Source organism: Candidatus Kryptobacter tengchongensis (assembly GCF_001458555.1).
Lineage (GTDB): Bacteria > Bacteroidota > Ignavibacteria > Kryptoniales > Kryptoniaceae > Kryptonium > Kryptonium tengchongense.
Genome location: NZ_CZVH01000014.1, coordinates 1 through 26,788, shown reverse-complemented (window position 1 = coordinate 26,788; position 26,788 = coordinate 1). Strand labels below are relative to the sequence as shown.

Sequence of the window (26,788 nt, the reverse complement as noted above, 5' to 3'; positions counted from 1 at the left end):
TGCGTTGTTTTCTCAACGAAAGATCACGCTTATTTCACAACAATTGGCATAGGCACAGTTAAAGTCCTCGTCCCAAAGAGCAAAAAAGAAATTGCATTGAGAATAATTGAAGACCTTAGGTATCGTGATGAAAATTTTTACGAATAAAAGCAGGGCTAAAAATTGAGTAATCTTGCAATTCGTGTTCTGGTTGCAATTGTTGGAATTCCACTTATACTTCTTGTAACATATTACGGAAAGTTACCTTTTCTCATATTCGTTTCAATTATATCCGTTCTCGCAACATATGAATACTACGAGCTTGTAAAGCGTAAAAAATCATCCCCTCTTGTTTTAATCGGCGTAATTTCAATTCTTTTTATTGATTTAATTTTCTACTTCGGCAAAATTCAGTACTTAACAATGTTTTTAATTTTGATAGTTCTTTTGACTGGTCTTATTGAATTATTCAGAAAACCTATGTCTTTTGAATGGTCGGCTATTTCAAATCTTGCAATTACCTTGTTCCCCATATTTTACATTGGATTATCGCTCGGGACTTTGATCGGGTTAAGAGAAATGAAAGGTTTCAATTATTTTAAAGCTGGTGTTTTTGTAATATCAATTTTTGCAATTATATGGATTTGTGATACAGCAGCATATTTCGTTGGTAGAAGCCTCGGCAAAAGAAAACTCTATGAAAGAGTTAGCCCGAAGAAAACTGTGGAAGGATTCATTGGTGGATTGATTTTCGCTTTTCTTTCTTCTCTACTTGCAAGATATCTCGTTCTTGATTTTCTTACGGAGTTTGACTCAGCAGTGATAGCTGTAATTGTTGGCATCTTCGGACAGCTTGGAGATCTTGTGGAATCTTTAATGAAAAGAGATGCAGGGGTCAAAGATTCGTCAAGCATAATCCCAGGGCACGGCGGTGTATTTGATAGGTTTGACAGCTTAATTTATGTTGCACCACTTGTCTATCTTTACTTTGTCATTTTTAAATGAAAATCTCAACAGAAAATGAAAAACGAGAAAAAGAAAATACATCTTTTAACCCTTGGTTGCCCTAAAAATCTCGTGGACTCAGAGATTTTGATGAGTAGATTAAAAGATAAATTTCAAATCGTTGAAAAACCAGAAAAAGCTCAAATCCTGATCATAAACACATGTGGATTCATCAATTCAGCCAAGCAGGAATCAATAGATAAAATTTTTGAAGCGATTGAACTCAAAGAGAAAGGAAAACTTGATAAAATTTATGTTATGGGCTGTTTATCCGAGCGATACAAAGACGAACTTGAAAATGAGATACCCGAAGTTGATAAATTTTTCGGCGTTGAAAAGTTTAGCGAAGTTTTAAAGGAACTTGGCATAGATTACAAATATGAACTTCTGGGTGAAAGAGATGTTTTGACCACAGGACACTATGCGTATCTCAAAATCTCTGAAGGATGTGATAATCCCTGCTCCTTTTGCGCTATACCTCTAATCCGTGGAAAGCACACAAGCCGTCCAATGGAGGAAATAATAAAAGAAGCCAGAAAACTTGCATGGAAAGGTGTTAAAGAGCTAATCATTATCGCACAGGATACAACCTATTACGGGCTTGATATCTACGGTGAAAGAAAACTTGCAGAGCTTTTATCCCGACTTTCAGAAATTGACGGAATTGAATGGATCAGACTTATGTATACATTTCCAGCAAAGTTTCCTGAAGAAGTTCTTGATGTTATCGCTCATAATCCCAAGATTTGCAAATATATTGATATACCAATTCAGCACATTTCCGATAAAGTTTTAAAATCAATGAGACGTGGGATTACAAAACGAAAAACGATTGAACTCCTTGAAAAAATTAGGGAAAAAATTTCAGATGTTTCAATAAGAACAAGCTTAATTGTCGGCTATCCTGAGGAAACCCAAAAAGAATTTGAAGAATTACTTGATTTTGTCTACCGGTTCAAATTTGATCGTCTTGGTGTTTTCACATATTCACAAGAGGAGGGAACCTTTGCCTACAAACTTGGCGATCCAATCCCAGATGAAGAGAAAGAGCGAAGAATGGCTTTAATCATGAACGCACAACATGATATCATAATTGAGAAAAATGAAAATATGCTCGGCAAAAAGGTAAGGGTTTTAATAGATAGAAAAGAAAAGAATTATTATGTCGGCAGGACGCAATGGGATGCCCCAGAAATTGACCTTGAAGTTCTAATACAAAATGAGAATTTAAAAGTAGGCGAGTTTTACGAAGTTGAAATTTACGATTTTTTTGAGTATGATTTAATTGGAAGGATAATTCCAGATGTTGAATCAAGTTCAGTTTGACATTGCTCCCAGAAACAAACTGTGATGTATTTTTGTTAAAAGTTTTTGAAAATAAAAATTTAAATCCGACTTTAAATCGGGTGGAGAAAAAATGAAAAAATTAGTTTTAGTTCTGACACTTTTAATGATAACATCTGCTTTTGCGCAAGTTGAAACAAGCACTCCCAGAAGCTATGCCATACCCCAGTTTTATTTTAATGCGCTGAACTTCGCTGGGGATATGACCCAGGGCGAAAGCAGAGTTGATATCTATATTCAAGTCCCGTATGAATATCTTCAATTCGTTAAAGAAGGTGATTATTATGTCGCAAATTATGAGATCACGGTCAATGTTTCAACACTCAAAGGTAAATATGTAACTGAAAAAGCATGGACACAGAAAGTCGTTGCTGATAATTTTGATCAAACGATCTCAAGGGCTTTCTGGGATATATCACAGGCATTTTTAAACCTTCCATTCGGAGATTATAAAATCACCGTTCAAGTGATGGATCTTGACACGAAGCGTGGATTTAAAAAAGAGGGAATTGTAAGCGTTAGGAACTTTGCCAAAAATCCGATAACAATAAGCGATCTGATGATGGTTTCTTCCGTAAAATCTGAAAATGGAATTAGGACAATAATTCCAAATGTTTCAAACACCGTCACTTCAGCTGAGAACAAAAACTTTTATCTGTTTTTTGAAGTTTACAACAATACCGATGTCTCAGATTCAATCAATATAACTTACAAAATTACCAAGATAAAAAAACGCAAGAAAGAGCAATTAACAGTTCACAATGGGACGACGAGTGAGTTTATAAAGCCGGGCAAAAATTCCATTATACTTGAAATCAAAGAGCCACAACTTGGTTTTGGGGATTATACTATTTTCGTTGAAGTTAGAATGTCCTCAAATCGTGACTATTACTCCGTTGCTCAATGTGGATTTATAGTGAGATGGCATGAAATTCCAGAATTAATAACCGACCTTGATAAAGCAATTGAACAACTTGTCTATATTGCAAAGCCAGAGGAATTGAACTACATTAAATCAGCTCAAGATGAAATTGAAAAAGAGAAAAGGTTTCTTGAATTCTGGCGGAAGAAAGACCCAACCCCAAATACGCTAAAAAATGAGCTTATGGAGGAATATTACGGCAGGGTTAAATATGCAAACGAGCATTTTGGACATTACATTGAGGGTTGGAAAACAGACATGGGAATGGTTTATATAATCTTTGGACCCCCAAATAGTGTTGATAGACATCCATTTGATATTGACAGCAAACCATATGAAATATGGTATTACTATGAGATTAATAGAAGATTTATCTTTCTTGACGAGACGGGTTTTGGTGACTACCGACTGATAACTCCGCTTTGGGATGAATGGACAAGAAATATCTGGCGTTAATCAAAAAATGTCCATATAACTCCAAATCTTAAGCTTCTATCCTGCATTGGATAGAACGCCGTGGTCATATATCTTGCGTTTGTGATGTTGGCAAATGTTAGGAATATAACTGCATTTTTAACCCTTCCGCTTATGAATAGATCAATCGTTGTAAATTTTTTCATTTCATATCTGCTTTCAACAAATAAAAGCGATGAATTTATAAATCTGAAAGAGTTAAATTTATCAGACGCCCTTGTCCTTGCTCCCAACTTCACAATTAAGGTTCGGGTCAATTTACCCTCAAAGTAAAACTCCGCCTTTAAAAGATATTTAGGATAAGGTTTAGGTATCTTGTTAAGAATTAAAGATGAATTCAAATCCAAATTAAGCTTCCATAGTTTAAAACTAAAATTTGCTTCGCCGAATGTTCGTTTGATGTAAGTTCTGTAAGATATTGAATCGCAAAAAACAAGAAAATCAAAAACTCTCCTGTTTTGAATTTTGATATCAAGTGAAAAATTTCCTCCCTTTACTTTTAAACCTGCCTCATAAACTTGATGTTTCTCAAAATCAGAAGAACCACTTATAAACTGCTCAAACAAAGTTGGAATCCTGTGCGAATGTGAAAAGCCAGCGTAGGGTTTGAGATCTTTTAAATTCATTTCAACACCAAGTCCATAATTTAAACTCATTTCGCCAGAAAGATTTTCAACTCTAACAAATGGATAAATGTTAAAATAGCCGATACTAAACCTTGAGTTTAAAAATGCAGAGAAAGATGAAATTGACTTTGAACCAGATGGGATATAACCAGTTGCAAGTGTGTCGTTCAATAGTGAGATTTTTAAATTATTCTTTTGAATTTCAAACCCCATATTCATTTCGGCAGAAGAGATAGATGTTTTAAAGTTTAATTTCAATCCGTAAAAGTTTGAGTTTCTTTCGTTTAGGTCTTTCCTAAGCGTAAGTTTATCGGTTTGGAATGTGTGGTAAAGTATAAAATCAATCACACTGATTGAATTAACTTGAAAAAGCGATGAGATCGTCAAATCGTTTCGCTTTGATAACAAAGATGAAGCTTCTTCAATGACCGATGCAACCCTTTCGTTATAGATTATGTTTTCAGCACTTGGTGATACTCTCATCGTATCAATTCCGCCGTTCAATCCAGTTTTCGCCGTTGTATAAATGTTAAGAAGTGATATCTTCAGGTTTTTCAAAGGAATCCAGAACGAGTTTATAAAAAAATTCCATGCGTCATGTTGGGAATTTGTAAATCTGCCTGCCGAGACACTTCTGCGAAATCCAAAAGTTAAATTCAAATTTTTATGAAAGTTATGCGTGAAACTTACATCCGTTGCAATGAAATCGTAAGCATCTTCAATATAGCGAACCCTTGTAATTGGTCTTTGAGTGAAGATATTTTTAAAAATGAAGTTTGAGGCGGAAGAATTTGAATTCTGGAAAATTGGCGATGAAAAATTATAAAGCATTTCAATTTTATAAATGTTATCAAGAGGAAGCATGTGAAAAAGTTGGTATGGGTAGATATAACCGTTAAGGCTTCTGCCGTTGATGAAAAAATTTGATGATCGCATGTCAATGAAGTTAAAATTTAAATTTACAGGTTTCCCATTTTCCCCAAGTTCGTTTGAAGGAGAATTTAAAATTAAATTGAAAATATCCCATGCAAATTTATAATCGTATGTTTCAAGTTGCTTAAAGTGAAGTTCAGTTTTCCCGAAGGAAAGATTAAATTCAGCAACTGGATAAAAATTGATCGTATCTTGTTTTGATTGAGCCAAAAGGTGAAGATTTACAAGCAGAAATAGAAGCGTGAGGGTTTTCATCTTGTGAGATTTATTGATTTTTGAGGGTAAATTTATAAAACCGCGTTAAATTTTTCAATTTTGAAAATTCGGGCAATTGCAACCCCTTAAATTCGTTGTTTATTTCAGTTCAAATTTTTATATTTATCAACGAGTTTAAAAAATAAAATTTTTGCGAGATGACTTTACAAGCACTTGTTTTTTTTGTTCTCGCTTTTGTTTCAATTGCTTCTGCAATTTTGATGATAACCCGAGCTAACCCCGTAAAAAGTGCAATTTTTTTAATCATCAATTTCTTATCCCTTTCAATTTTATATCTAACTTTAAATGCCCAATTCATAGCGATCATTCAAGTCCTCGTGTATGCCGGGGCGATAATGGTTTTGTTTGTGTTCGTAATAATGTTGCTGAATCTTCAAGATGAGAAAAGGTTAAGTGATAAGTTTGATATAAAAAGATTAATTGCTTTTATTTTTGTTTTGCTTGTCTTTGTTAAAATTGCACTTGGGCTTGTGAGTTCCACAAGTGGAAGATTTCTTAAACAGGCTGAGAACTCTCTTGAACTTGGGAAAATTGAATTTATCGGTGAAAAACTTTTTACAAATTATATCCTGCCGTTTGAGATAACTTCGTTGATTTTAGTCGTTGCCATAGTTGGCGCAATAACCCTCGCTAAAAGAAAATTTGAATGAGTTTGATATGTTGATTGCGATATCGGATTTAACTGGAATCAAAACAAAATTTTATCCAAAGTTATGATACCTCTATCGTGGTATTTATTTTTGAGTTTAATTCTTTTTACAATTGGCGTTCTCGGCGTTCTGATAAGAAGGAATGCGATCGTCATATTTATGTGCATTGAATTAATGTTAAACTCTGTCAACCTCGCACTCGTTGGGTTTTCAAGCTACATTGGAAATGAGATTGGTCAGATGCTTGTATTTTTTGTCATGGTTGTCGCAGCTGCTGAGGTCTCCGTTGGTCTTGCGATTGTAATTGCAATTTTCAGAAACAGGTTAACCGTAAACATTGACGAGATCAATTTATTAAAATGGTAAATTAAAAAAAGAGGCACCTTAAAAATGCACAGCTATATTGGGCTTTCACTCTTGTTCCCGTTAATTGGTTTTATCATCAATGGGTTATTTGGCTGGAGGATAAAAAATGAGAAAATAATTGGCTGGTTTGGTAGTTTAACAGTTGGCGCATCATTTGTTGTCTCATTTCTTATTTATCTTGAGCTTATAGGTTTGCCATTTTATGAGAGAAAATTTATAGTAGAGTATTTATCTTGGATAAAGACAGGCGGATTGGATGTTTCTTTTTCTTATCTTGTTGATCCGCTTTCAATTTTAATGGCTATGGTTGTAACAGGAGTTGGATTTCTGATTCATGTTTATTCAATTGGGTATATGCACGGGGACAAGGGGTTTGCACGATTTTTCGCTTATCTAAATCTTTTCATCTTCATGATGCTTACGCTTGTTCTTGCGGATAACTATTTACTTATGTTTCTTGGATGGGAAGGTGTTGGTTTATGTTCTTATCTTTTGATCGGATTTTGGTATGATAAACCTTTTGAAAAAATGACAACAAGCGATGCGGGTAGAAAAGCATTCATTGTAAACAGAATTGGCGATTTCGGTTTTTTACTTGGATTGTTCTTAATGTATAAATATTTTGGCAGTTTGAATTTCAACACGGTCTTTTCAATAGCAGATAAACTTCAAGCTGGGGATACAACCGTTTTTTGGATAACATTGCTATTGTTTGTTGGTGCAACTGGTAAGTCAGCTCAAATTCCACTTTATGTTTGGCTTCCAGATGCAATGGCTGGACCAACGCCAGTTAGTGCCTTAATTCACGCTGCTACTATGGTGACAGCGGGAGTTTATATGATAGCTCGCTCATCTATTTTATACGCGCTCGCTCCAACAACTATGGAAATCGTTGCAATAATTGGAGCTTTGACAGCAGTTTATGCAGCTTCTATGGGTCTTGTTCAAAATGGGATTAAAAAAATCCTTGCTTATTCAACGATAAGTCAGCTTGGTTATATGTTTCTCGCCATGGGAGTTGGGGCATTTTCAGCTGGCATATTTCATTTGATGACACATGCCTTCTTTAAAGCTTTGCTATTCCTTGGCGCTGGTGCAGTGATGCACGCGCTTGATAACGAAGAGGATATTCAAAAGATGGGCGGATTAAAGAAACATCTTCCTATAACTTATAAAACTTTCTTCATAGCTTCGCTTGCTATCTCTGGTATTCCCCCACTTTCTGGATTCTTCAGCAAAGATGAGATACTTTGGGGAGCTTATTCTCAGGGTTCATTCTGGCTTTGGCTTCTCGGGGCTATTGGTGCGTTTATGACCGCTTTTTATATGTTCCGCCTTGTCACTCTTGTCTTTGAAACATCACCAAGATATGGAGCAAAGCATCCTCATGAGGCACCAAAAGTTATGACAGTTCCCTTGCTCATACTTGGATTTTTCTCAATAGTTTCTGGATTCGTTGGAATCCCCGAATCTTTCGGTGTTAAAAATTTATTCCATCACTGGCTTGAGCCCGTATTTGAAAATGCGAATGCAAAACTTACATTTGAGTCCATACATTCTCATTCAACAGAATTCTTCCTTATGTTTATCTCTGTGTTAATAGGACTTGGCGGTATATTACTTGCAAGATATCTTTACTTAAATCGTATTGAGACGGTTAGAAAATTAACTCAAAGCTTCTACGGAATTTATAAATTGCTTTACAATAAGTATTATGTTGACGAAATTTATGATTTAGTTGTGGTAAAACCCGTTAAGTGGGGAAGCGAGAAATTGCTGTGGAAATTTTTTGATGTCAAAATTATTGATGGCTTTGTTAATGGAAGTGCAAGACTTACATCAGCGATAAGTTCTGTGATTCGCTTTGTTCAAAATGGCATAGTTCAATTTTACGCTGTAGTTTTCGTGATAGGGATTTTAATTATCCTATGGCTTATCTTCTGAACAAAAAATTAAAGAGAGTGAAAAATGGAGTGGTTTCAAAAACATATTTTAAGTTTGATAATTTTTCTACCACTTCTCGGCGCACTTTTGATTTCGCTTATAAACAACGGAAGGAAAAATCTAATAAAATTTCTTGGCATATTTTTCTCAACCTTAACATTTGTTCTTTCTGTTTATGTTTTTATAAAGTATGAGCCACAAAAGATTGGTTTTCAATTTGTTGAGTTTTATCCATGGATTAAATCACTTGACATTGCATACAGAGTTGGGATTGATGGAATTTCGCTTTTGCTTTTGGTTTTAACGACATTTTTAACACCTGTTGGACTGCTTTCAACATGGGGCTCGGTTGAGAAAAGAGTTAAAGGATATGTAATTATGTTCCTTTTGCTTGAAACTGGGATGAACGGAGTTTTTTGTGCGATTGATACATTTCTTTTTTATATCTTTTGGGAAGTTATGTTGATACCGATGTATTTTATAATCGGGATATGGGGTGGAGAAAATAGAATTTATGCAGCTGTTAAGTTCGTGATTTATACCATGGTTGGAAGTTTGCTTATGCTTGTTGCAATCATAGCGCTTGGAAATTTTGCCTTGCAAATCAATGGACAATTTACGGGCGATTTACAAAAGCTTTATGAAATTGCACCCAAAGTTTCCTTAAACGCCCAAATTTTGATGTTTCTTGCTTTCACATTAAGTTTTGCGATAAAAGTTCCACTTTTCCCTTTTCACACATGGCTTCCCGATGCCCATGTTGAAGCGCCAACTGCTGGAAGCGTTATTCTTGCTGGTGTCCTTCTAAAGATGGGAACCTATGGAATTTTGAGGTTTTCTATCCCACTGTTTCCTGATGCGACATTTATCTTTTTACCTTACATTGCTACCCTGGCTGTAATTGGAATAATTTACGGTGCCCTTGTTTCATTCGTTCAACCAGATCTTAAAAAACTTGTTGCTTATTCATCTGTAAGCCATCTTGGCTTCGTTGTGCTTGGATTGATGGGATTAACAATTGAAAGCGTTCAAGGCGGTTTGATCCAAATGGTAAATCATGGATTATCAACAGGGGCTTTGTTTATGCTCGTGGGAATGATCTATGATAGGCGTCATACAAGGATGATTGAGGAATTTGGAGGGCTTGCTCGCATAATGCCAATTTATGCAACACTTTTTATGATAGTGGCTCTTTCATCGCTTGGCTTGCCTGGGTTAAATGGCTTCGTTGGCGAATTTCTAATTTTACTTGGTTCTTTTAAGTCAAAGTTCCTGGGCACATCAGCGTTTGCCATTTTTGCTTCAACAGGGGTGATTCTTGCTGCTGTTTATCTTCTCACCGCATATCAGAGAATTTTCTTTGGAAAAGTTACAAAACCTGAGAATGAAAAGATAAAAGATTTAAATCTCCGCGAAGCGATTTCGCTTGTTCTGGTGTTAATTTTTATAGTATGGATTGGTATTTACCCAAATACATTTTTGAAAAAAGTCTGAACCAAGTGTGAAGAAAATTGTTGAACAAATGGAAAAATATCGCTCTGGTGTTTTCAGAGCTCAGAGATGAAAATTTTAAAATTAACGGAGCAAACAAAGCAGGCGGAGATATACTTGTTGGATTTTGATTTAGTAATTTTGCTTTAAAATAAAAAGAGAGAACAAGATGAAAAATTTTTTCCTTTCATTTATAATCACAATTGCCCTTTTGCTTGTTAATGTCCCTGACGCATTGGCAATAGAATATGAGATACTCCCTGTTAATCCCGTTATGATTGCCCCTTTTATATTGCTTTTGCTTTCAATTGCAGTGATGCCATTCATAAATCGTCATTGGTGGGAGCATAATTATCCTTTTGTTTCATTTGCTCTTGGCGCTGTAACTGTGGTTTATTACTTTTTTATCTTAAAAAATGTCCCACGAATGCTTCACACGGCAATTGAATATTTCAGCTTCATCTCATTGATAGGTTCATTGTTTGTTGTCGCCGGTGGAATTCACATAAGAGTTAAAGGTCGTTCAACTCCAATTGCAAATGTTATACTTCTTGGGATAGGAGCCATCATTTCAAATTTCCTCGGGACAACGGGCGCTTCAATGGTTTTAATAAGACCTTACATAAGGTTGAATAAATATAGAATTTCTGGTTATCATATCGTCTTTTTTATCTTTATTGTTTCAAACATTGGTGGTATGCTGACCCCAATAGGGGATCCACCTCTTTTTCTGGGTTACCTTAAAGGAGTTCCATTTTTCTGGGTGATAACAAGAGTCTGGTATATATGGTTAATAGCTGTTGGTTCTGTGTTATTTGTATTTTATCTTATTGACCGATACAATTATAAAAAGTTACCCGATGTAATGGAAAGAGAAATTGAAGCAAAGGGTGAGGAAGCAGTGGTTGAAGGTTTGCACAATGTTATATTTCTTGCGATAATTCTTGGTGCGGTTTTCCTTGAGGAACCAATTCGTGAGATTATAATGATCGGTTCAGCAGTGGCAAGTTATCTTACAACAAAAAGAGAAATCCACGAAAGAAATGATTTCAACTTTATCCCGATAAAAGAGGTTGCGATATTATTTGCTGGAATCTTTGCGACTATGGTTCCCGCCCTTGATTGGCTTGAGCTAAACGCAGAAAAACTTGGGATCACTCATCCGGGTCAATTTTTCTGGGGCACAGGTGTGTTATCGTCTTTCCTTGACAACGCTCCAACCTATCTTAACTTCTTGAGCGCAGCTTTTGGATTGCATGGTTTAAGCGTTGATAATCCAATTCATATGAAAGCAATGCTTGGGATGCTTTCCCCAAACGACTTAAGCCATCTTCAAATTTTACATAATTCTGGTGTTTTTCCAGTAACCAATGATTCATGGAAATATGTTCAGGCAATTTCTGTCTCCGCAGTTATATTTGGAGCGATGACATACATTGGGAACGGACCTAATTTTATGGTTAAATCAATAGCCGAACAAGCACATATTAAGATGCCAAGTTTCTTTGGTTATATGATCAAGTACTCAATGCCAATTTTATTGCCGATTTTCACATTTATATGGTTCATCTTCTTTAGATAATAAAAATTCAAAATTAAACACAAACAAGCGATGAGCTTTTACACGGATTTGATAGGAACATCACCTATTTTAACTGTATCTTTAGCTGGGTTAATTGTCGTTATTTTAGAAGCACTTTTCAAAAAAAGCGAAACCATTAGTTATATTTTCAGTATAATTTCACTTATCGTTGCTGGATTTTTCTCAATTTACACTTATCCGATGTATTCAACAGCGTTTAACAGTATGATTGCCGTTGGAGGATATGCAAGTTTTTTTGATTTCGTTTTTTGTCTTGGGGCTTTGCTTACAATTTTACTTTCAAAGGATTATCTTATTAAGCGAAAAACAAACTATGGTGAGTTTTATATACTGATTTTATTTGCAACTGCTGGCATGATGTTTCTTGCCTCCGGTCTTGATTTAATTATTACATTTCTCGGGATAGAGTTAATGTCAATTTCTCTTTATGTTCTTTCTGGTTTTGTCCGCACAGACCCGAAATCAAACGAAGCCGGTTTGAAATATCTACTTCTTGGGGCTTTTGCAACCGGGTTTTTGTTGTTTGGGATTACATTTATTTATGGAAGCACAACGACAACGAATTTAAAAATTATCTCTGCAAATCTCCAAAATTACCAAAGCGATTTTCTATTTTGGCTTGGCGTTGGATTTTTACTTATAGGATTTTCTTTTAAAGTTGCTGCTGTCCCATTTCATATGTGGGCACCCGATGCTTACGAAGGAGCTCCCACACCTGCAAGTGGTTTCATGTCCGCAGTTTCAAAATCAGCAGCGTTTGGTGCCTTCGTTCTCGTCTTTATTTTTGGCTTAAATGGCACAAATGAACAGGTAAGGCAGGCAATAGCTGTTATCTCCGTTTTATCCATGGCTCTTGGTAATATAATAGCAATTTCCCAAACGAACATTAAGCGAATGCTTGCTTATTCAAGTATAGCCCATGCTGGATATATTTTGGTTGGGCTCGCATCCGCAAATGAACTTGGTAAACAAGGAATTCTTTATTATTCGCTTGCTTATGTTCTTATGCAAGTTGGTGCTTTCGGGGTTGTTTCAATAGTTGAAAAAGAAGAAAATAAATCACTTGATATAAAAGATTACGCTGGGCTTGGACATAGAAAACCCTTAATTGGTGTTCTGATGTCCATTTTTATGTTTGCATTGACAGGGTTCCCCCCATTTGCTGGATTTGTTGGAAAGTACTATCTTTTCGCTTCAGCGGTTCAAGCTGGAATGACATGGCTTGCAGTTGCCGGGGTACTTGCAACGCTTGTTTCTGTTTATTACTATCTGAATGTGGTTGTAAATATGTATCTTAAAGAACCGGCTCCTGAAACAATTCATAATCCAAATGAAATAAAAATCTCAATTTCAGGTGCATTTGCAGTGCTTGTTTCTGCAATAGGTGTATTTATAACAGGAATTCTGCCAACATTGGTGACAAAATATTTTGAGAGGCTGTTTTAACTATAAAACAAAAATTTTTGAAAGTTTATGCTTCTTGTCGCATCCCCGGAGGAAATTAGAAAATGTGATAGTTATGCAATAGAGAAACTCGGGATTCCAGGAATTTTATTGATGGAAAATGCATCACAAGGTGTGATACAATCAATCTTGATGAAATATGGAGGCGTTGCAGGGAAAAAAGTTTTTGTCTTTTGCGGTGGCGGAAACAATGGGGGTGATGGACTTGCCGTCGCAAGAAAACTTTTTGGGATGAGAGCTGAGGTTTATATCTTTCTTCTTGTTGCGCCAGAGAAATTACACGGGGACACGAAAACTAACTATGAAATCGCGTTAAAAATTCAAAAAGATAAACCTAAAACCGACACTTTTGAAATAATAACACTAAAAGATGTAAAAGAACTTGAGAAATATCCAAAGCCTGACCTTGTAATTGATGCTATATTTGGGACAGGTTTCAAAGGAAAAGTGCAAGGTTTGTTTTATGATGTAATAAATTGGATCAATACCGTAAGGGCTTACACTGTTTCGGTGGATATCCCATCTGGTTTAAACGGAGATACAGGCGAAGTTGAGGGAATTGCTGTTCGGGCTGACCTTACCGCAACGATGGGGTTAGCAAAGACAGGACTTATGTTAAATATGGGAAAGATTTTGCCTGGGAAAATCTATATAATTGATATCGGGATACCAAGCTTTGTTTATCAACTTATGGGAATAAAAACCTATTATCTTGAATCACTTGATGTTAAAAGAAGGTTACCCGTCAGACCGTTCAATGTACATAAGTATAGCTGTGGGAAAATTTTTGCCCTTGTCGGTTCCCCGGGACTTACTGGGGCTGCTACCATGTCAACGCTTTCCGCTATGAAAGTCGGCGCGGGAGCAGTAATAGCTGGCGTCCCAGAAAGTTTAAGTCCAATACTTGAAATGAAATTAACAGAAGTGATGAAATTACCACTACCGGAAACAAACGAGCATACAATTGGTTGGAACGCGCTTGATCTAATTGAAGAATATATTGAATGGGCTGATGTTTTAATAATCGGTCCGGGGATTTCAAAAAATTATGAAACAAAACAGGTAATTTTAAATGTCATAAAAAAACTAAATAAGAAAGCGGTAATTGACGCAGACGGTTTAAACGCACTTGTTGGAAATTTGAACATATTAAAAAGTTTGCATAATGAAATTGTTTTAACTCCGCATTCTGGTGAATTTTCACGCTTGACAGATTTACCCATTGAAAAAATTGAACGAGAAAAAATAGAGGTTGCAAGAAATTTCGCGGTTGAATACGGTGTCGTGCTTGTCCTTAAGGGGGATACAACTGTGATTGCCAATCCAGAGGGTGAAGTTTTTATAAATCCAACTGGAAATCCTGGAATGGCAACAGCAGGAAGCGGAGATGTTTTAACCGGCATGATAGCAGGATTTATGGGACAAGGTTTAAGCGCAGTTGATGCATCAATCTGTGGGGTTTATTTACACGGTCTTGCGGGCGATATCGCTCGTGATAAACTTGGCGAACTTCCAATGATGGCAATGGATATTTTAAACGCAATCCCAGATGCAATTCAAAAAGTTATAAAAGAAGAAAAGGGGTGAAAAATTTTTTAAAATATCAATTTCCCGCTTTTGCGTGGATGGGGATTATATTCATTCTCTCATCAATTCCGGGAAATTATTTCCCTGAACAGCCATTTGATCTATTTGATAAACTTGTCCATGCATGCCTGTTTGGGATATTAACTTATCTTATTTATCGGGGTTTTCAATACCAAGATAAAAGTGCCTTTTTTAAAAATTTCAGCATAGCGATTGCTTTCTTAATCTGCGTAATTTATGGAATAATAGATGAACTTCATCAAGAGTATATCCCTGGAAGAAGCCCGGATATAACCGATGCCCTTGCCGATATACTTGGTGGTGGGTTTGTTTCACTTTATCTTTTATTTTTTAATTACAGAAAAACAAAAAGGAGATAAAAGATGTCTTTAAAAGTAATTCTCACCACTTTTTGGGCAATTTTTCTGGCTGAACTTGGAGATAAAACTCAACTTGCAGTGTTAACTTTATCTGCCGAATCAAAGAAGCCAATTTCTGTCTTCCTTGGTGCGATTATTGCTTTTGGAATCATTACACTTCTTGGAGCCTTTTTTGGAAATGTGATAACCAAATTTGTCCCCGAACATATAATAGAAAAAGTAGCTGCGATTGCTTTTATTGTGATCGGAATATTGATGTTTTTTGAAAAAATATAAATATAAAAAGCCATGTTTGAAAAGCTCGGTTTTAAAATCGGGCATTCAACAAATAAAGAAGCGTTGACAGGATGCACCGTGATATTGTGCCCGCCAAACACAGTTGGAAGTTGTTTCGTAAGTGGAAATGCTCCCGGGAGTCGTGAGCTTGAGCTTTTATCACCAGATATGACTGTCTCTGAAGTTCATGCCATTGTTTTAACAGGCGGAAGCGCCTTTGGTCTTGCTTGTGCTGATGGAGTTATGCGTTTCCTTGAGGAAAACGGAATTGGCTATCAAACGCCATGGGCTAAGATTCCGATTGTCCCTGCTGCTGTAGTTTACGATCTAAATGTTGGAAACCCTAAAATAAGACCAACCGCCGAAGATGGTTACAATGCCTGTTTAAATGCCAGTGTTAATTTTGAAACAGGACTTGTTGGAGCAGGAACTGGAACAACTGTTGGAAAATGGGCAGGATTTGAATACAGGATGAACGGCGGGGTTGGTTTCTCAATTGTTCAAATTGATGAATTAATTGTTTCAGCCGTCGCTGTTGTGAATTCAGTTGGCGATATAATTGATGAAGATGGCAAAATAATAGCGGGAGCAAAAGCAAATGGTAAATTTATCGCTGAGGATAAAAAGTTTCGTTTCGCGTTGCAGAGAAAAATTCAATTCGGAACAAATACAACCCTCGTCTGCGTGATGACCAACGCTATTTTATCAAAGCTTGAAACCTATAAAATTTCCAAACGAGCTGATGACGGCATATCAAGAGCAATTCGCCCAGCCCACACAAGCTATGACGGGGATATCATCTTCACACTTGCAACATGCAAAGTTAAAACAGAATTTGAAATTTTAGCAGAGCTTTCCTCCTATGTTGTGGCTGAAGCTATAAGAGATGCGGTGAGAAAGTCAAACCCTTAATGCTGGATGCAAGATTTGCTTGCAAATTTTAGTGAAGTTTTTGAAATTATAAAAAAACAAAATCAGGGATAAGAAAATGAAAGTATTTATACTTTTCACGATCATTTCATTGGTCGTTGTGGGGCTAACAGCGGTTGCATCTGAAAAGAAAACAACAGCAAAGAGATTCAAAGGTGTGGAAGTGACATGGCTTGGGCATGCTGCATTTCTTTTGAAATCTCCAAATGGTAAGATTGTGTTAATTGATCCCTGGCTTGACAATCCAAAAGCCCCGGAATCAGCTAAGAACATCACAAAAGCAGACATAATTCTCTTAACGCATGGACATTTTGATCATGTTGGCTCCGCCCCAGAAATTGCAAAAAACAGCGGTGCGAAAGTCGTCTGCATTTTTGAAATTTCAAGATATCTTGCAAAGCAAGGTGTGCCCGAGGAACAACTTATTGGAATGAACTACTCAGGAACTGTTGAAGTTGATGGAATTAAAATCACAATGGTTCCAGCTGTTCATAGCTCTGGGATTTCCGACGGTGATAAGATAATTGAAGGTGGAAATCCAGCTGGCTTTGTCGTTGAATTTGAAAACGGCTTCAAGGTTTATCACACCGGGGACACAGGTTTGTTTGGGGATATGGAATGGATTAAAAAACTCTATAGCCCTGATCTAATGCTCGTTTGCATCGGAGGACATTTTACAATGAGCCCGAGGGAAGCTGCTGAAGCAATTAAACTTGTTGAACCGAAATATGTAATCCCAATGCATTACGGGACATTCCCAATCCTTGCCGGAACACCAGCAGAGTTAAAAAAGTATCTTCCTGCAAAGTTTAAAAATGCTGTGATTGAACTTAAGCCTGGCGAAACTGCAAATTGAACATCTTAAAATGAGCAAGTGCTCCCCCAACTCGGGGGAGTTTTTTATCTTATATCTGTTGATAATTTATACCTAACGATTCTATTGTTTCCTGTATCAGCGATGTAAAGAATTCTATCAAACCAGGCAACACCTTTTGGATTTTTTAGCCTGTCATTCCCAAGCTTACCAGGACCGAAAGATTCTTTTAAAAGTTTCCCTCTCACATCAAATTTCATCAAAGAATCAAGAGCTGAATCAATCACATAGATATTATTTCTCGTATCAAGCGTTACATCTTCTGGGCTTACAAAAATATTCTGTGTCGTTAAGTCAGTCGCATTTGGTTTAAAATAAGCTTCCCAGTTTGGAGGGATCACTTCGCTTCCGGGGTTGAAGCGAAACCACTTAACCTTAAAATTTGCCCCTGGGTCGGTTTGTGCAATTATAAAATCGCTCGCTCTCCTCCTATCAGAAAAAGTCACAATTGCACTCATCTGATTTATTGAACGGATTCCGCTACCAGTTGCATCAAGATTTGGAGTAAGGTCAATATATTCGCGCGGATATAGAGAATCATTTTTGCTAAAGTGCAAAATCATATTATCCGGATCAAACAAACTTGTATTATCAGGTCCAACACGACAAACATAATAACTATTGTCTATTAGCTCTGCAACGCCAGTAAATCTTCTCGCTGGCTTCTCGGGTTCCCAATAAATTGTATCAATCCTTGCTATATTGATGTTATGCCCAGATTCAAATAACCTCACTTTGTAAATTGCTCCGTATCTGTAATTTCCTTTTATAAGTTCCCCAGCAATTATAAGATTAAATCTTCGGTCCTGTGCGATTGCAACTGGATGTAAAATTCTTTTCTCGCCAATATAATTTCCAGCAAGGTCAAGCATCACGACCCTATCGTTTCCCGTGTCAGCTATATAAACGAATCCATCATGCCCTATGTATATATCTTCAGGCTGATTAAATTCCAATGCCCCTGCTTTTTTCCAATCTTCACCTTCTTTTACATAAACTGTATCAGAGACTGAAATTCCTCTCGGAATATCGTTAAATTGCGAAATATCAAGCTCTTTCCCACATCCAATTAATATAAGTGCTTTGACAGCCAAAAACAGAAAGATTGATATTTTCCTCATCAGAGATAAAAATTTTATTTTCAATCAAACTTAAACAAAAGCGAGAACCTATGTGTATTACCAAGCCTTGTAAATTTTGCAAAAGCATAGTCAAAGTTTAATTTTAAAAATCCCATCTTCAGGGCAACACCAGTGCCAAATGTAAAGTTTTGTTCATCAGCATTTATCTTATACCCGCCGCGAAGGAAAAAAGATTCCTTAAATCCATACTCAAACCCTATCCCAAAATTTTCTGCGTTATCATTTGGATGATTTAGTTGAATTGCAGTTGTAATCTTATGAAACTCATTCATAACTGGTTCAAAGGCAAAACTAAATCTAAACATAGTCGGGGGTGAAAATGATTGGAATGATGAAATTTTATCGCCGTTTAAAAGCGTTACCTCGCCCCTCGGTGCGATATCTCCACCAAAATTTGAAATTGAGATCGCAAACCTTGATGTTCCAAGCCCTGTCCAGTAAAAAGTCCCAAAATCAACAAGGACACCACGCATTTTCAAGACATCAATTGTCTCATCAATATATTTAACCGTTAGACCAAAGCTAAACTGATTTGTCAATCTTCTCGCATAGGTTAAACCAACCGCCATATCAATATATTTAAAATATCTTCCCGTACCATAGGGTTGTGTCTCTGTTGTAACTTCCATATCATCCGTATAAAGCGCTGTCAAACTAACACCGATTGCGTCGTTTCTTGAGAGACGATAAACTCCCCCGACAAAATCATGCTTTATATCAACAACCCAGTTTGTATGGGAGAAGATAATCTCATTAGTTCCAAATTGGACAATTCCAGCAGGATTCCAATATAAAGCCGAGGCATCCATTGCGTTTGCCACAAATGCATCAGCCATTCCAACAGCCCTTGCGCCAACAGGGATTTTTAAAAATTGTGCTGTTGAAATTCCCGCCCTTTGTGAACCAAGAACTGGAAAAAGTTGAGCATAAGAAAAACATGTTATCAAAAGTAAAAACAAAAGCAAAAGTGATATTTTTCTCATAGCGAATTTTCTAATTGTTTTAAAATCTTACAGACAAACCAAGTTTTACATTTCTTTGAGGCAAATATCTTGCTGGATTAAACGGAAATGGATCAACGGGTGCTTGAAGTTCCGGGTAAAGCGGATCGTTCCACTCAACAGGCGTCGGATCACCAAATTCATAAGCCCTTCCAGTTACAGGATTAATTATCTGCGAATTCTTATTGTCAAAAAGATTTGTCACCTCAATTAAAAATGTAAATTCAAGACCGCCAAATTTTATATATTTTTCAAATGTCAAATCAACCCAGAACCAAGGCTTTCCAACTTTGCTGTATCTGTTTCTTAAATCTGGAACATAAACAGGTTTCCCGTTTGATAATGTATCGCCAGTAAAGTAATATGGTGTATATCGCCTTCCAGATTGATAAAATGCCCTCAGATAAAGGTTAAAATTATCAAGTATCCCTTTACCAAATCCGAATATCCCCCTGCCCTTATCAACATAAAAATTAAATATCGCTGATGCTTGAATTGGTCTATCCCAAACAAGATAAGTTTCTTTGATATTTTCATAAATTTCACCTCTTATCGCAAGAACTCCTTCATCTGGAGATGAACTTTTACCTGTTGCAATTGAATAAGAAGCACTTAAAGTTGCCCTGAGCCATCTGCCAACTCTCTTTTTATATTCAACTTCAATTCCTCTGCTTCTGGCGTAATCAAGATTAACATAAGTTATGTAACTTCTTCCAAGTTGTCCCGCTATTGTTATTCTTGCTTGCCTTGTTGTTACATAGTCAAAAATATCTTTATAATAAGCGGTGACTGTTAAAACATCATTTTCAGAAAGTTGATTTCTAAGACCAAGTTCATAAGCGACCGTTGTCTCTGGATTAAGGTTTGGATTTCCAAATTTTTGGAAAGTTGATCTTGCGGTTACTGGATTAAGTTTTGCGTAAACAAATTGAGGGCGTGGTCTTTTTGAAAAATGCCCATAGGAGAAAAACAAAGTTTGATTATCGGAAATAGGGTGAGAAATTCCAAGTCTTGGGCTTAGCCGTCCTTTCCATCTGCGACCGAAGAAATTATATGTTTCACGGAAATACCTTTCCCTTGCCTCGTCCGAGATCGTAACGACCTGCGGATTTCTAACTGCATCATCAACAAATTTTCCAGGAAACCAGTAATCAAATCTCAAACCAAAATTCAAGATCATTCCGCTAAAAGTTATATTATCCTGTGCATAAAAAGCACCAAAGGCTGGGCTAACTTCGTAAAGGTCATTATTTAATCCCATCGGCGGAACCCACGGCTGATAGATATCAACAAATCTTAACCTTTGAAATGTCATTTCAAATCCAGTTTTAAACTTATTCCTTTCACTGAAAAAGTGAGTTAAATCCCCTTTAATTGTATATTCAACAGCAGAATGATCGTGCCATGTAAACGGATTTCCAGTATCATAAAATCCATCGCCAGGAATTAACCTAATTGTATCGCTTTCGGTATTATAATAATATGGAGGCAATTGCGGAACATCCCTTGGTTCTTTATAACTTCTCCAATCAAGTCCATTCGCATCGCTTCTTAAACGAGTAAAATACCTGCTAAAATTAAGCTCGTAAAATGTTTTTTCACTTAATGTGTGTGTGACGGCAATTTGATGATTCAAATTTATGTGAGAGTAAACATTTGCGTTTTGAAGGATGTTTTGAAACTCATACTGATACCCAGGTCCAGGTTCAACATATTCAAGCGTAATTTGAAGTGAACGAGTATTTTGATTCACACTTGCAGAAAAGCCAAAAGTATAATTTAGTTTGAAGGTAGTCGTTGGTTTCCAAGTTAATTTAAACATCCCCATATAATTATTTTCTGCACGCGGAGTGTAGAAAGAACTATATTTGCCACCAAATATCTCTTTAAAAAGCGACGAATAAAGCCTCCCGGGTCTCTTCCCCGTTCTTCCATAAGTATATCCGTCTGAAAAACCAATGCTTCCGTTTGTAAAAAAATGTCAATTTCCCAGGCAATATATTTAAAAACGGACCTCCTAAATTAAACTCAAAAATATCGGTATTAAAGTTTGATTTTGAATTATTGTTTAGCCCAAAATGATCAAACTTATAAGAAAATCTACCTTGAAATTTATCCCCGCCTTCTCTTGTTTTCACTCTTACAACTCCTGATGTAGCTTGACCGTATTCAGCATTGAATCCACCTGTTATAACTTCAATTTCCTCTATTGCATCTGGACTTAACTGCAATCCAAAACCAGTTCCGGCAAGTGGATCTTGCACTGAAACGCCGTCAACAAGATAAGCACTCTCATATGTTCTCCCACCTCGGATATGCACTCCCTCATCACTATAAACAATCCCAACTTGTAGTGTTACAATGTCCTTCACATTTTGAACTGGGGCAATTTGAATTTCTTCAGCCGTGATCGTTCTCCTTGACTGCGTTTCTTCAATGTTAAAAAGTGGCTTTTCACCAATCACAACAACTTCTTGCTCAAGCGTTAAAACAGTCTCTTCCATCTTTATGGTTTTTAAATCAGCTATTCCACCAGCGGGAACCTTCACTCCTGTTATAGTTACCTTCTTATAACCAATTATTGAAATCTCAACTGTGTAAGTTCCAGGATTAACATTTCTAATTTCAAATTTCCCATCAAAGTCCGTCGCAGCTCCATAATAAGTTCCTTTTACAACGACATTCACAGCTGGAAGACCCTCACCAGTTTTTTCATCAACTACCCTTCCAATTATTTTACCCTTTTCCTGAGCTTGGGTCAATCCCAACAAAAAGAGCAAAATCAGGATTGATTTAAACAAATATCCCATTTTTAACTCACCTCTAAATTTTTCAATTTTTAAGCGAAGAAAATTTGCCAAGTGCGCCAAAGTTATTGAAAACTTTCCAAATAAACTCTCCGGCTTTTTTCGTTCCCCCATTAAATCTATATATCGGAAAGCCAACAAGCACAAAGTTTTTGTCAATTGATTCTGCCCCTATTGTGAAGCTACGGTTTCCCCATGCGCTTTGAGGCTCAAGCCAGTAAATAGGATGTGCGCTTGCTGATGGGTAAAGCGCTCTCAAAAAAGCAAGTATTTTACCACCATCAACGGGGTTATCCGCAGGACTATCCCGAACTAAAATCGGATAATCTGATTGTTCCGCTGGATTTATAGGGTTATAATTTAAAATTCTCGTCCCCGCTGGAACAAAACCAGTCAACGGTGTAGAGCTAACACTATCAACCACGCCCGAAAGATCACTTAAAGCTTTACCAACATCAAAATCAGGCGTTGTGCTCTGTGGCAATATAAATGAGAATAAAACTTTGCCACCCTGAGATTTGAACTTCGGTAACGAAATCGCTGCTATGTCAAAATTTACTTCATCACTTGCAACCCAAAAAACATAATTATAAAATCTCGTTAAAACCTCACTGAAATCAACTCTTGGGAAAGGTGGAACTAAAATTCCGCGTCTTGGATATCTTGAGCCAACTCTTAAATCCCAAACATCATAATTCCCACCTACAAGCGTATCAAAAACCGATTTATAAAAATTGATTGAGTTATCCGCAACACCATAATCAGCAACTATTAAAAGATTCCCCTTTGGTCTTTTAACAAACCATTTTTTTTCTTCTGATGGCATTCTTATTGTTCTACTAAAAGCGCCAGCGATATCACGAGCCTTAAGATAAAAGACATTTTCACCATTTAAACGCATTTTCAAAGTTCCCTGAACAGGAGCACGCCCAAGTGTTTGAGTTGAACTTGGAATAACAAAAGCATCGGCAATGGTATCACTTTGAGAAAAATTTTCAGCAAGCAATGTTAAAAATCTAAACTGACCAGGAACAACAACCCAAGACGATGTATCATTTAAAGCAACCCAAAATTCTGAAATTGTATTATCCCCATCTATATCTGATGCAATCCATTGAAACGAAACTATTGGGAAAGTTGTATCTGGAACATCAAGGCGCGTCCCTGCAAATTCACCTGTCATTGCGAATTCAACAGTTGGCGGTGTATTTTTGATCGGAAATGTTAGGCTTGCTGGCGTATCATCATATGAGTCGTCAGGCGAAATTTCAAATTTCTCCCCAAGGCTCCACAACCCATCACCATCTTTATCAACAAAATTAACCCTCTGTCCTTCGCTAAATTTAATCTTAACAGTGTTATCAACCGCAAAAATCCAGAAATTATAACTTGTATCAGCCCCAAAAATCTGAAGTTTAAAAATACTATCATTTTTAAATGTCCAGAACCAATTAACCCTATCAAAGCTGAAAACATAACTAACAACCCAACCGTCTTTATCAACTCCCCACCAATGAATATGTAGATTACTTGTTGATTGATTCAAAGTTGAATCTGGGAAAAGCGAAATATAAGTTTCGGGTTTTGCATTTGGGAAAGGCTCCGCCACCTTGTGTTTAACACAACCATAAGTAAGCAAGATAACCGCAAAGAACAAAAGCTTAAGTTTCATCTTCATCTCCATCTCCAAAATTTTGATTCCAATTATTTACTTGAGCAAAATCATCTTTTTCACATCAACAAAGTTACCCGCTTTCAAAACATAGAAATAAACACCGCTTGAAATTTGAGAATTCTCAAACTTAACCCTATAAGAGCCCTCATTTTGAACTTCATCAACCAATGTCGCAATCTCCCGACCAAGAACATCATAAACCTTTAATGTCACACGAGATTGTCTTGGCAACCTATACTCAATGTAAGTAGACGGGTTAAATGGATTCGGATAGTTTTGCAAAAGCTCAAATTTATCGGGTATCTCTGAATTGTAAGCAATGACAACTTTTGTCACCGTCCCAAAGTCATCATCCTGCCTTGGCTCAAGCTTATAGTTCCCAAATGAAAAGTAAAATATACCACGAAGATAACTTATCTTGTTCCCAACATAAAGTAATTTAAAACCAAGTGATGTATCAGCAGGATAATTTGAATATTTATAAGCGCCATCGTCATTTACCCTACAAGGACCAGTCCCATCATCAACCACAAACTCCCTAAATGTTCCTCCATTTCTATCGGGATCAATATCTGTAATAGACACATTTCTAAACTCAACAAGCATGCTTTCCCATTTCTCGGAGCTTTCTGTTCCATTTGGCTTATTTCCAACTTCACCAGTTCTAACTATAACTGGTGCATAAACTGGTTTACCACGCTCAATAATTCTTATGCTATCAACAACAATTTCAGTTACATTATTTCTTTCCCTTACAATTCCAATAACCTCAACACTATCACCACGCTTTGCAACATATGACTTGCTACCATATAAACGAATCCCGCTCCAGGCGGAAGTGTCATCTTGAATATACACTCTTAACTGCTCTTTACTCCCAGCGTTCGGGATAGATTCTGCAGGGAAGTCAGTTGTGTCAGCTGTCACTATACCATAAACCTTTACTCTTAAATCCCAAAACCCCGTATTCCCATTTTTTAAAATCGTATATTGCAAATCTTTTATCTTCAATTCACCATCTTTAACAAAATAAAAGTAAATGTTTTGAGAAGTATCACCTGGAAGTTGAGAATATTGACCTTTAGAATCCCATGCTTTGAAAAAGTATCTTACAAGCGAGCCATTCGCTTGAGGTGGTATTATACCTTCCCACAATGTATCTCCACGGACTTTTGACATTAAAACTTCATTAAATCCACCGTAATTTACACTGTAAAGAAGTTTAACCGAATCAATCACAACTCCTGGCTCAGGATCTATTGACTTAACTATTACTCTTATCTTTACTTGATCATTGCTTGATGGTAAAGCAGGTTCTCTTTTTTGTGGTTCTGTAAAAGCGTAGTTTATTTCTGGAGCGTATGAAAGTATTTCTACATCGCCAGGATAAAGCGGTGTAATTGCATAACCACTACCAACGCCAACTATGACACCCCGAATATGTTTAAGTTTAGTCCCAATTGGTGGCGGAGTCCAATTTGGATCATAAGCACCCGAACCACCTCTAAAATATCTTGAACCATCATAAACTTGTATAACATTATTTGAATCATCGCCAATCCACCAGGTCCACCTACCCCCAACAGTTCCGCTACGATTAATAACCGAAACATTTTTTATTATCACATAAACATCTTCCCATTGTTCCCCGTTGGAAAAATTAATTTGATGCCCTCCAGCATAAGCGTTTCCTTTAACTAAATCCGAAACCCTGACTTCAACAGGTTCTGGTCTGCTCAACTTCCAATCAAGAACTTCAATTGGAATTATTTGACCTGTTTGTGGATCAGGTATAACTGTGAATAACTCCGTATATCCAGTGCTTGATGCATTTGGAAATTCCTCAACCCTTCCAACAACCTTTACAACCATCCCCGTATCAAGAACTTGAATCCCTGTCGCTTGAGTATTTGGAGAGGTTGTATCGTTTGCTAGGACAATAATTCCACTCCAAGGTCCACCTGCGGTATCTTGAATGAACACAGCGTATCTATTACCGAGAGCATACATTTGTGGTTTATTTAACACTATCCCAACAACTGTAACAGTATCGCCGTATTGAGTTGCTGAAAGCGGTGGGACATGCCAATATCTTGAATCCTAAATCCAATGGGGAAAGTTAGCTGCATTGAAGGCAACCCCAGCAGTTTGCAAACTATCTGCTTTCCTTAATGAATCAGGATGAACCCATTGAATTTGCTGAATCGGAACAAGCGGAAATGGATTTTGAGAAAATGCTACAGATGAAATCAAAATGATAACGAAAAATAATTTTTTCATCTTTGATACCATTAATTTGTTTTTGTGTTTTTTAAACTCCTTCTTCAGATGGCTCAGGTGTTATAACCTTAATATCTTCGCCAGCTAAAAAAATAACTGATTCAGCTGAGGCACTTGCAGTTATAACATAGGCTGGGATTTCTTTTCCAAGTTCTTTTCTGTAAGCTTTAACTTTCTCAGCGATTCTTCCCGCTTTTTCCTTATTCACTGAGCTTGAAATTTCAACAATTATCTCCTTAGCATTTGAAATCACAATGTCAATTTCAGATTCTTTACCATCATATTTTATCTTTCGTTTTTCAACTCTATATTCAAGTCCAAAGAGAGCTTTCAAGATTTCTTCGTAAGCTTTTCTAAACATATCCTCTGTCATAATTCCCCATCTTGCTCCTATATTCCCAACTGTAACCTTTAACTTTGAAACTTCATCTGATAGCCGAATAAACTCCACTTTCATTTCGCCCATTTCCTTAACAAGTCCACCAACAGTTATCTTCAACTCGTAAACTTCTTTTATAAGCATTTCAATTGCCTTTGAATGCTCTTCCAATTTTTTCGCATGCTCTTCCAAAATCTGTGAATGTCTCTCCTGACCACGAACTAACTCCTCCAAGATCTGCGAATGTCTCTCCTGTCTCTCACTCAACTCCTTTATCGCCCTTGCATGCTCCTCCAAAATCTGCGAATGTCTCTCCTGCCTCTCACTCAACTCCTTTATCGCCCTCGCATGTTCTTCCAAAATCTGTGAATGTCTCTCCT

23 protein-coding genes are annotated in these 26,788 nt (G+C 36.7%); 14 read left to right on the top strand and 9 right to left on the bottom strand.

The features are described from left to right. Positions 1-162: 162 nt before the first annotated feature. The 3 genes from AT685_RS00865 to AT685_RS00855 all read left to right on the top strand — a co-directional run bounded on the left by AT685_RS00865 (position 163) and on the right by AT685_RS00855 (position 3,706). A complete protein-coding gene (locus AT685_RS00865) occupies positions 163-984 on the top strand; it encodes a phosphatidate cytidylyltransferase (protein ID WP_072151002.1) in 822 nt (273 codons plus the stop codon). Positions 985-999: 15 nt separating this feature from the next. Beyond that, entirely contained in the window at positions 1,000-2,310 is a 1,311-nt protein-coding gene (gene rimO / locus AT685_RS00860) for a 30S ribosomal protein S12 methylthiotransferase RimO (RefSeq protein WP_072151160.1), read from the top strand. 91 nt (positions 2,311-2,401) lie between these two features. Beyond that, positions 2,402-3,706: a GWxTD domain-containing protein gene (locus AT685_RS00855; protein WP_072151159.1), complete on the top strand. Its 1,305-nt coding sequence runs from the start codon at positions 2,402-2,404 to the stop codon at positions 3,704-3,706. On the opposite strand, the gene AT685_RS00850 is transcribed toward AT685_RS00855, so the two are convergent. After that, positions 3,703-5,538, bottom strand: coding sequence for a putative porin (locus tag AT685_RS00850; RefSeq protein WP_072151158.1), 1,836 nt, complete (start codon positions 5,536-5,538; stop codon positions 3,703-3,705). The two genes, AT685_RS00855 and AT685_RS00850, sit on opposite strands and share 4 nt — an antisense overlap. Positions 5,539-5,696: 158 nt before the next feature. Between AT685_RS00850 and AT685_RS00845 the strand changes: the two genes are divergently transcribed. The 11 genes from AT685_RS00845 to AT685_RS00795 all read left to right on the top strand — a co-directional run bounded on the left by AT685_RS00845 (position 5,697) and on the right by AT685_RS00795 (position 17,106). Beyond that, entirely contained in the window at positions 5,697-6,209 is a 513-nt protein-coding gene (locus AT685_RS00845) for an NADH-quinone oxidoreductase subunit J (protein WP_072151157.1), read from the top strand. A gap of 63 nt (positions 6,210-6,272) precedes the next feature. Further along, positions 6,273-6,575: an NADH-quinone oxidoreductase subunit NuoK gene (gene nuoK / locus AT685_RS00840; protein ID WP_072150559.1), complete on the top strand. Its 303-nt coding sequence runs from the start codon at positions 6,273-6,275 to the stop codon at positions 6,573-6,575. 24 nt (positions 6,576-6,599) lie between these two features. Further along, positions 6,600-8,519, top strand: a complete 1,920-nt coding sequence (gene nuoL, locus AT685_RS00835; RefSeq protein ID WP_072151156.1) for an NADH-quinone oxidoreductase subunit L — start codon at positions 6,600-6,602, stop codon at positions 8,517-8,519. Positions 8,520-8,543: 24 nt separating this feature from the next. Beyond that, positions 8,544-10,013 carry a complex I subunit 4 family protein gene (locus AT685_RS00830; RefSeq protein ID WP_072151155.1) on the top strand — a complete coding sequence of 490 codons (1,470 nt, stop codon included), beginning with the start codon at positions 8,544-8,546 and terminating at the stop codon, positions 10,011-10,013. A gap of 166 nt (positions 10,014-10,179) precedes the next feature. Beyond that, on the top strand, positions 10,180-11,592 hold the full coding sequence (locus tag AT685_RS00825; RefSeq protein WP_081040508.1) for a sodium:proton antiporter: 1,413 nt from the start codon (positions 10,180-10,182) through the stop codon (positions 11,590-11,592). Between the two features lie 30 nt (positions 11,593-11,622). Then, positions 11,623-13,059, top strand: a complete 1,437-nt coding sequence (locus AT685_RS00820) for an NADH-quinone oxidoreductase subunit N (protein ID WP_072151154.1) — start codon at positions 11,623-11,625, stop codon at positions 13,057-13,059. Between the two features lie 27 nt (positions 13,060-13,086). Further along, entirely contained in the window at positions 13,087-14,664 is a 1,578-nt protein-coding gene (locus AT685_RS00815) for a bifunctional ADP-dependent NAD(P)H-hydrate dehydratase/NAD(P)H-hydrate epimerase (protein WP_072150564.1), read from the top strand. Continuing rightward, positions 14,661-15,044, top strand: a complete 384-nt coding sequence (locus AT685_RS00810) for a VanZ family protein (RefSeq protein ID WP_333782687.1) — start codon at positions 14,661-14,663, stop codon at positions 15,042-15,044. Before AT685_RS00815 ends, AT685_RS00810 begins: the two co-directional genes overlap by 4 nt. Before the next feature lie 3 nt (positions 15,045-15,047). Continuing rightward, positions 15,048-15,320, top strand: coding sequence for a TMEM165/GDT1 family protein (locus AT685_RS00805; protein ID WP_072151152.1), 273 nt, complete (start codon positions 15,048-15,050; stop codon positions 15,318-15,320). Positions 15,321-15,332: 12 nt separating this feature from the next. Further along, positions 15,333-16,232 (top strand): P1 family peptidase, encoded by a 900-nt coding sequence (locus AT685_RS00800; protein ID WP_072151151.1) that lies wholly within the window; start codon positions 15,333-15,335, stop codon positions 16,230-16,232. A gap of 76 nt (positions 16,233-16,308) precedes the next feature. Then, on the top strand, positions 16,309-17,106 hold the full coding sequence (locus AT685_RS00795) for a metal-dependent hydrolase (protein ID WP_081040507.1): 798 nt from the start codon (positions 16,309-16,311) through the stop codon (positions 17,104-17,106). 44 nt (positions 17,107-17,150) lie between these two features. On the opposite strand, the gene AT685_RS00790 is transcribed toward AT685_RS00795, so the two are convergent. The 8 genes from AT685_RS00790 to AT685_RS00755 all read right to left on the bottom strand — a co-directional run. Beyond that, the gene (locus AT685_RS00790; RefSeq protein ID WP_143713058.1) at positions 17,151-18,245 is read right to left on the bottom strand and encodes an NHL repeat-containing protein; all 1,095 of its coding nucleotides are present in this window, start codon (positions 18,243-18,245) and stop codon (positions 17,151-17,153) included. A gap of 20 nt (positions 18,246-18,265) precedes the next feature. Further along, positions 18,266-19,249, bottom strand: a complete 984-nt coding sequence (locus AT685_RS00785; RefSeq protein ID WP_072151149.1) for a PorV/PorQ family protein — start codon at positions 19,247-19,249, stop codon at positions 18,266-18,268. 19 nt (positions 19,250-19,268) lie between these two features. Next, positions 19,269-21,089 (bottom strand): TonB-dependent receptor plug domain-containing protein, encoded by a 1,821-nt coding sequence (locus tag AT685_RS00780; RefSeq protein ID WP_159420442.1) that lies wholly within the window; start codon positions 21,087-21,089, stop codon positions 19,269-19,271. A gap of 64 nt (positions 21,090-21,153) precedes the next feature. Next, the gene (locus AT685_RS00775; protein ID WP_159420441.1) at positions 21,154-22,077 is read right to left on the bottom strand and encodes a carboxypeptidase-like regulatory domain-containing protein; all 924 of its coding nucleotides are present in this window, start codon (positions 22,075-22,077) and stop codon (positions 21,154-21,156) included. Positions 22,078-22,099: 22 nt separating this feature from the next. Next, positions 22,100-23,746, bottom strand: a complete 1,647-nt coding sequence (locus AT685_RS00770; RefSeq protein WP_143713057.1) for a hypothetical protein — start codon at positions 23,744-23,746, stop codon at positions 22,100-22,102. Positions 23,747-23,782: 36 nt separating this feature from the next. After that, positions 23,783-25,777: a T9SS type A sorting domain-containing protein gene (locus tag AT685_RS00765; RefSeq protein ID WP_234696208.1), complete on the bottom strand. Its 1,995-nt coding sequence runs from the start codon at positions 25,775-25,777 to the stop codon at positions 23,783-23,785. A 72-nt stretch (positions 25,778-25,849) separates the two neighbouring features. Then, positions 25,850-26,029, bottom strand: coding sequence for a hypothetical protein (locus AT685_RS00760; protein WP_072151144.1), 180 nt, complete (start codon positions 26,027-26,029; stop codon positions 25,850-25,852). Positions 26,030-26,060: 31 nt separating this feature from the next. Beyond that, positions 26,061-26,788: DUF3782 domain-containing protein (locus tag AT685_RS00755; RefSeq protein ID WP_072151143.1), on the bottom strand; the 728-nt coding region annotated here is incomplete at its 5' end.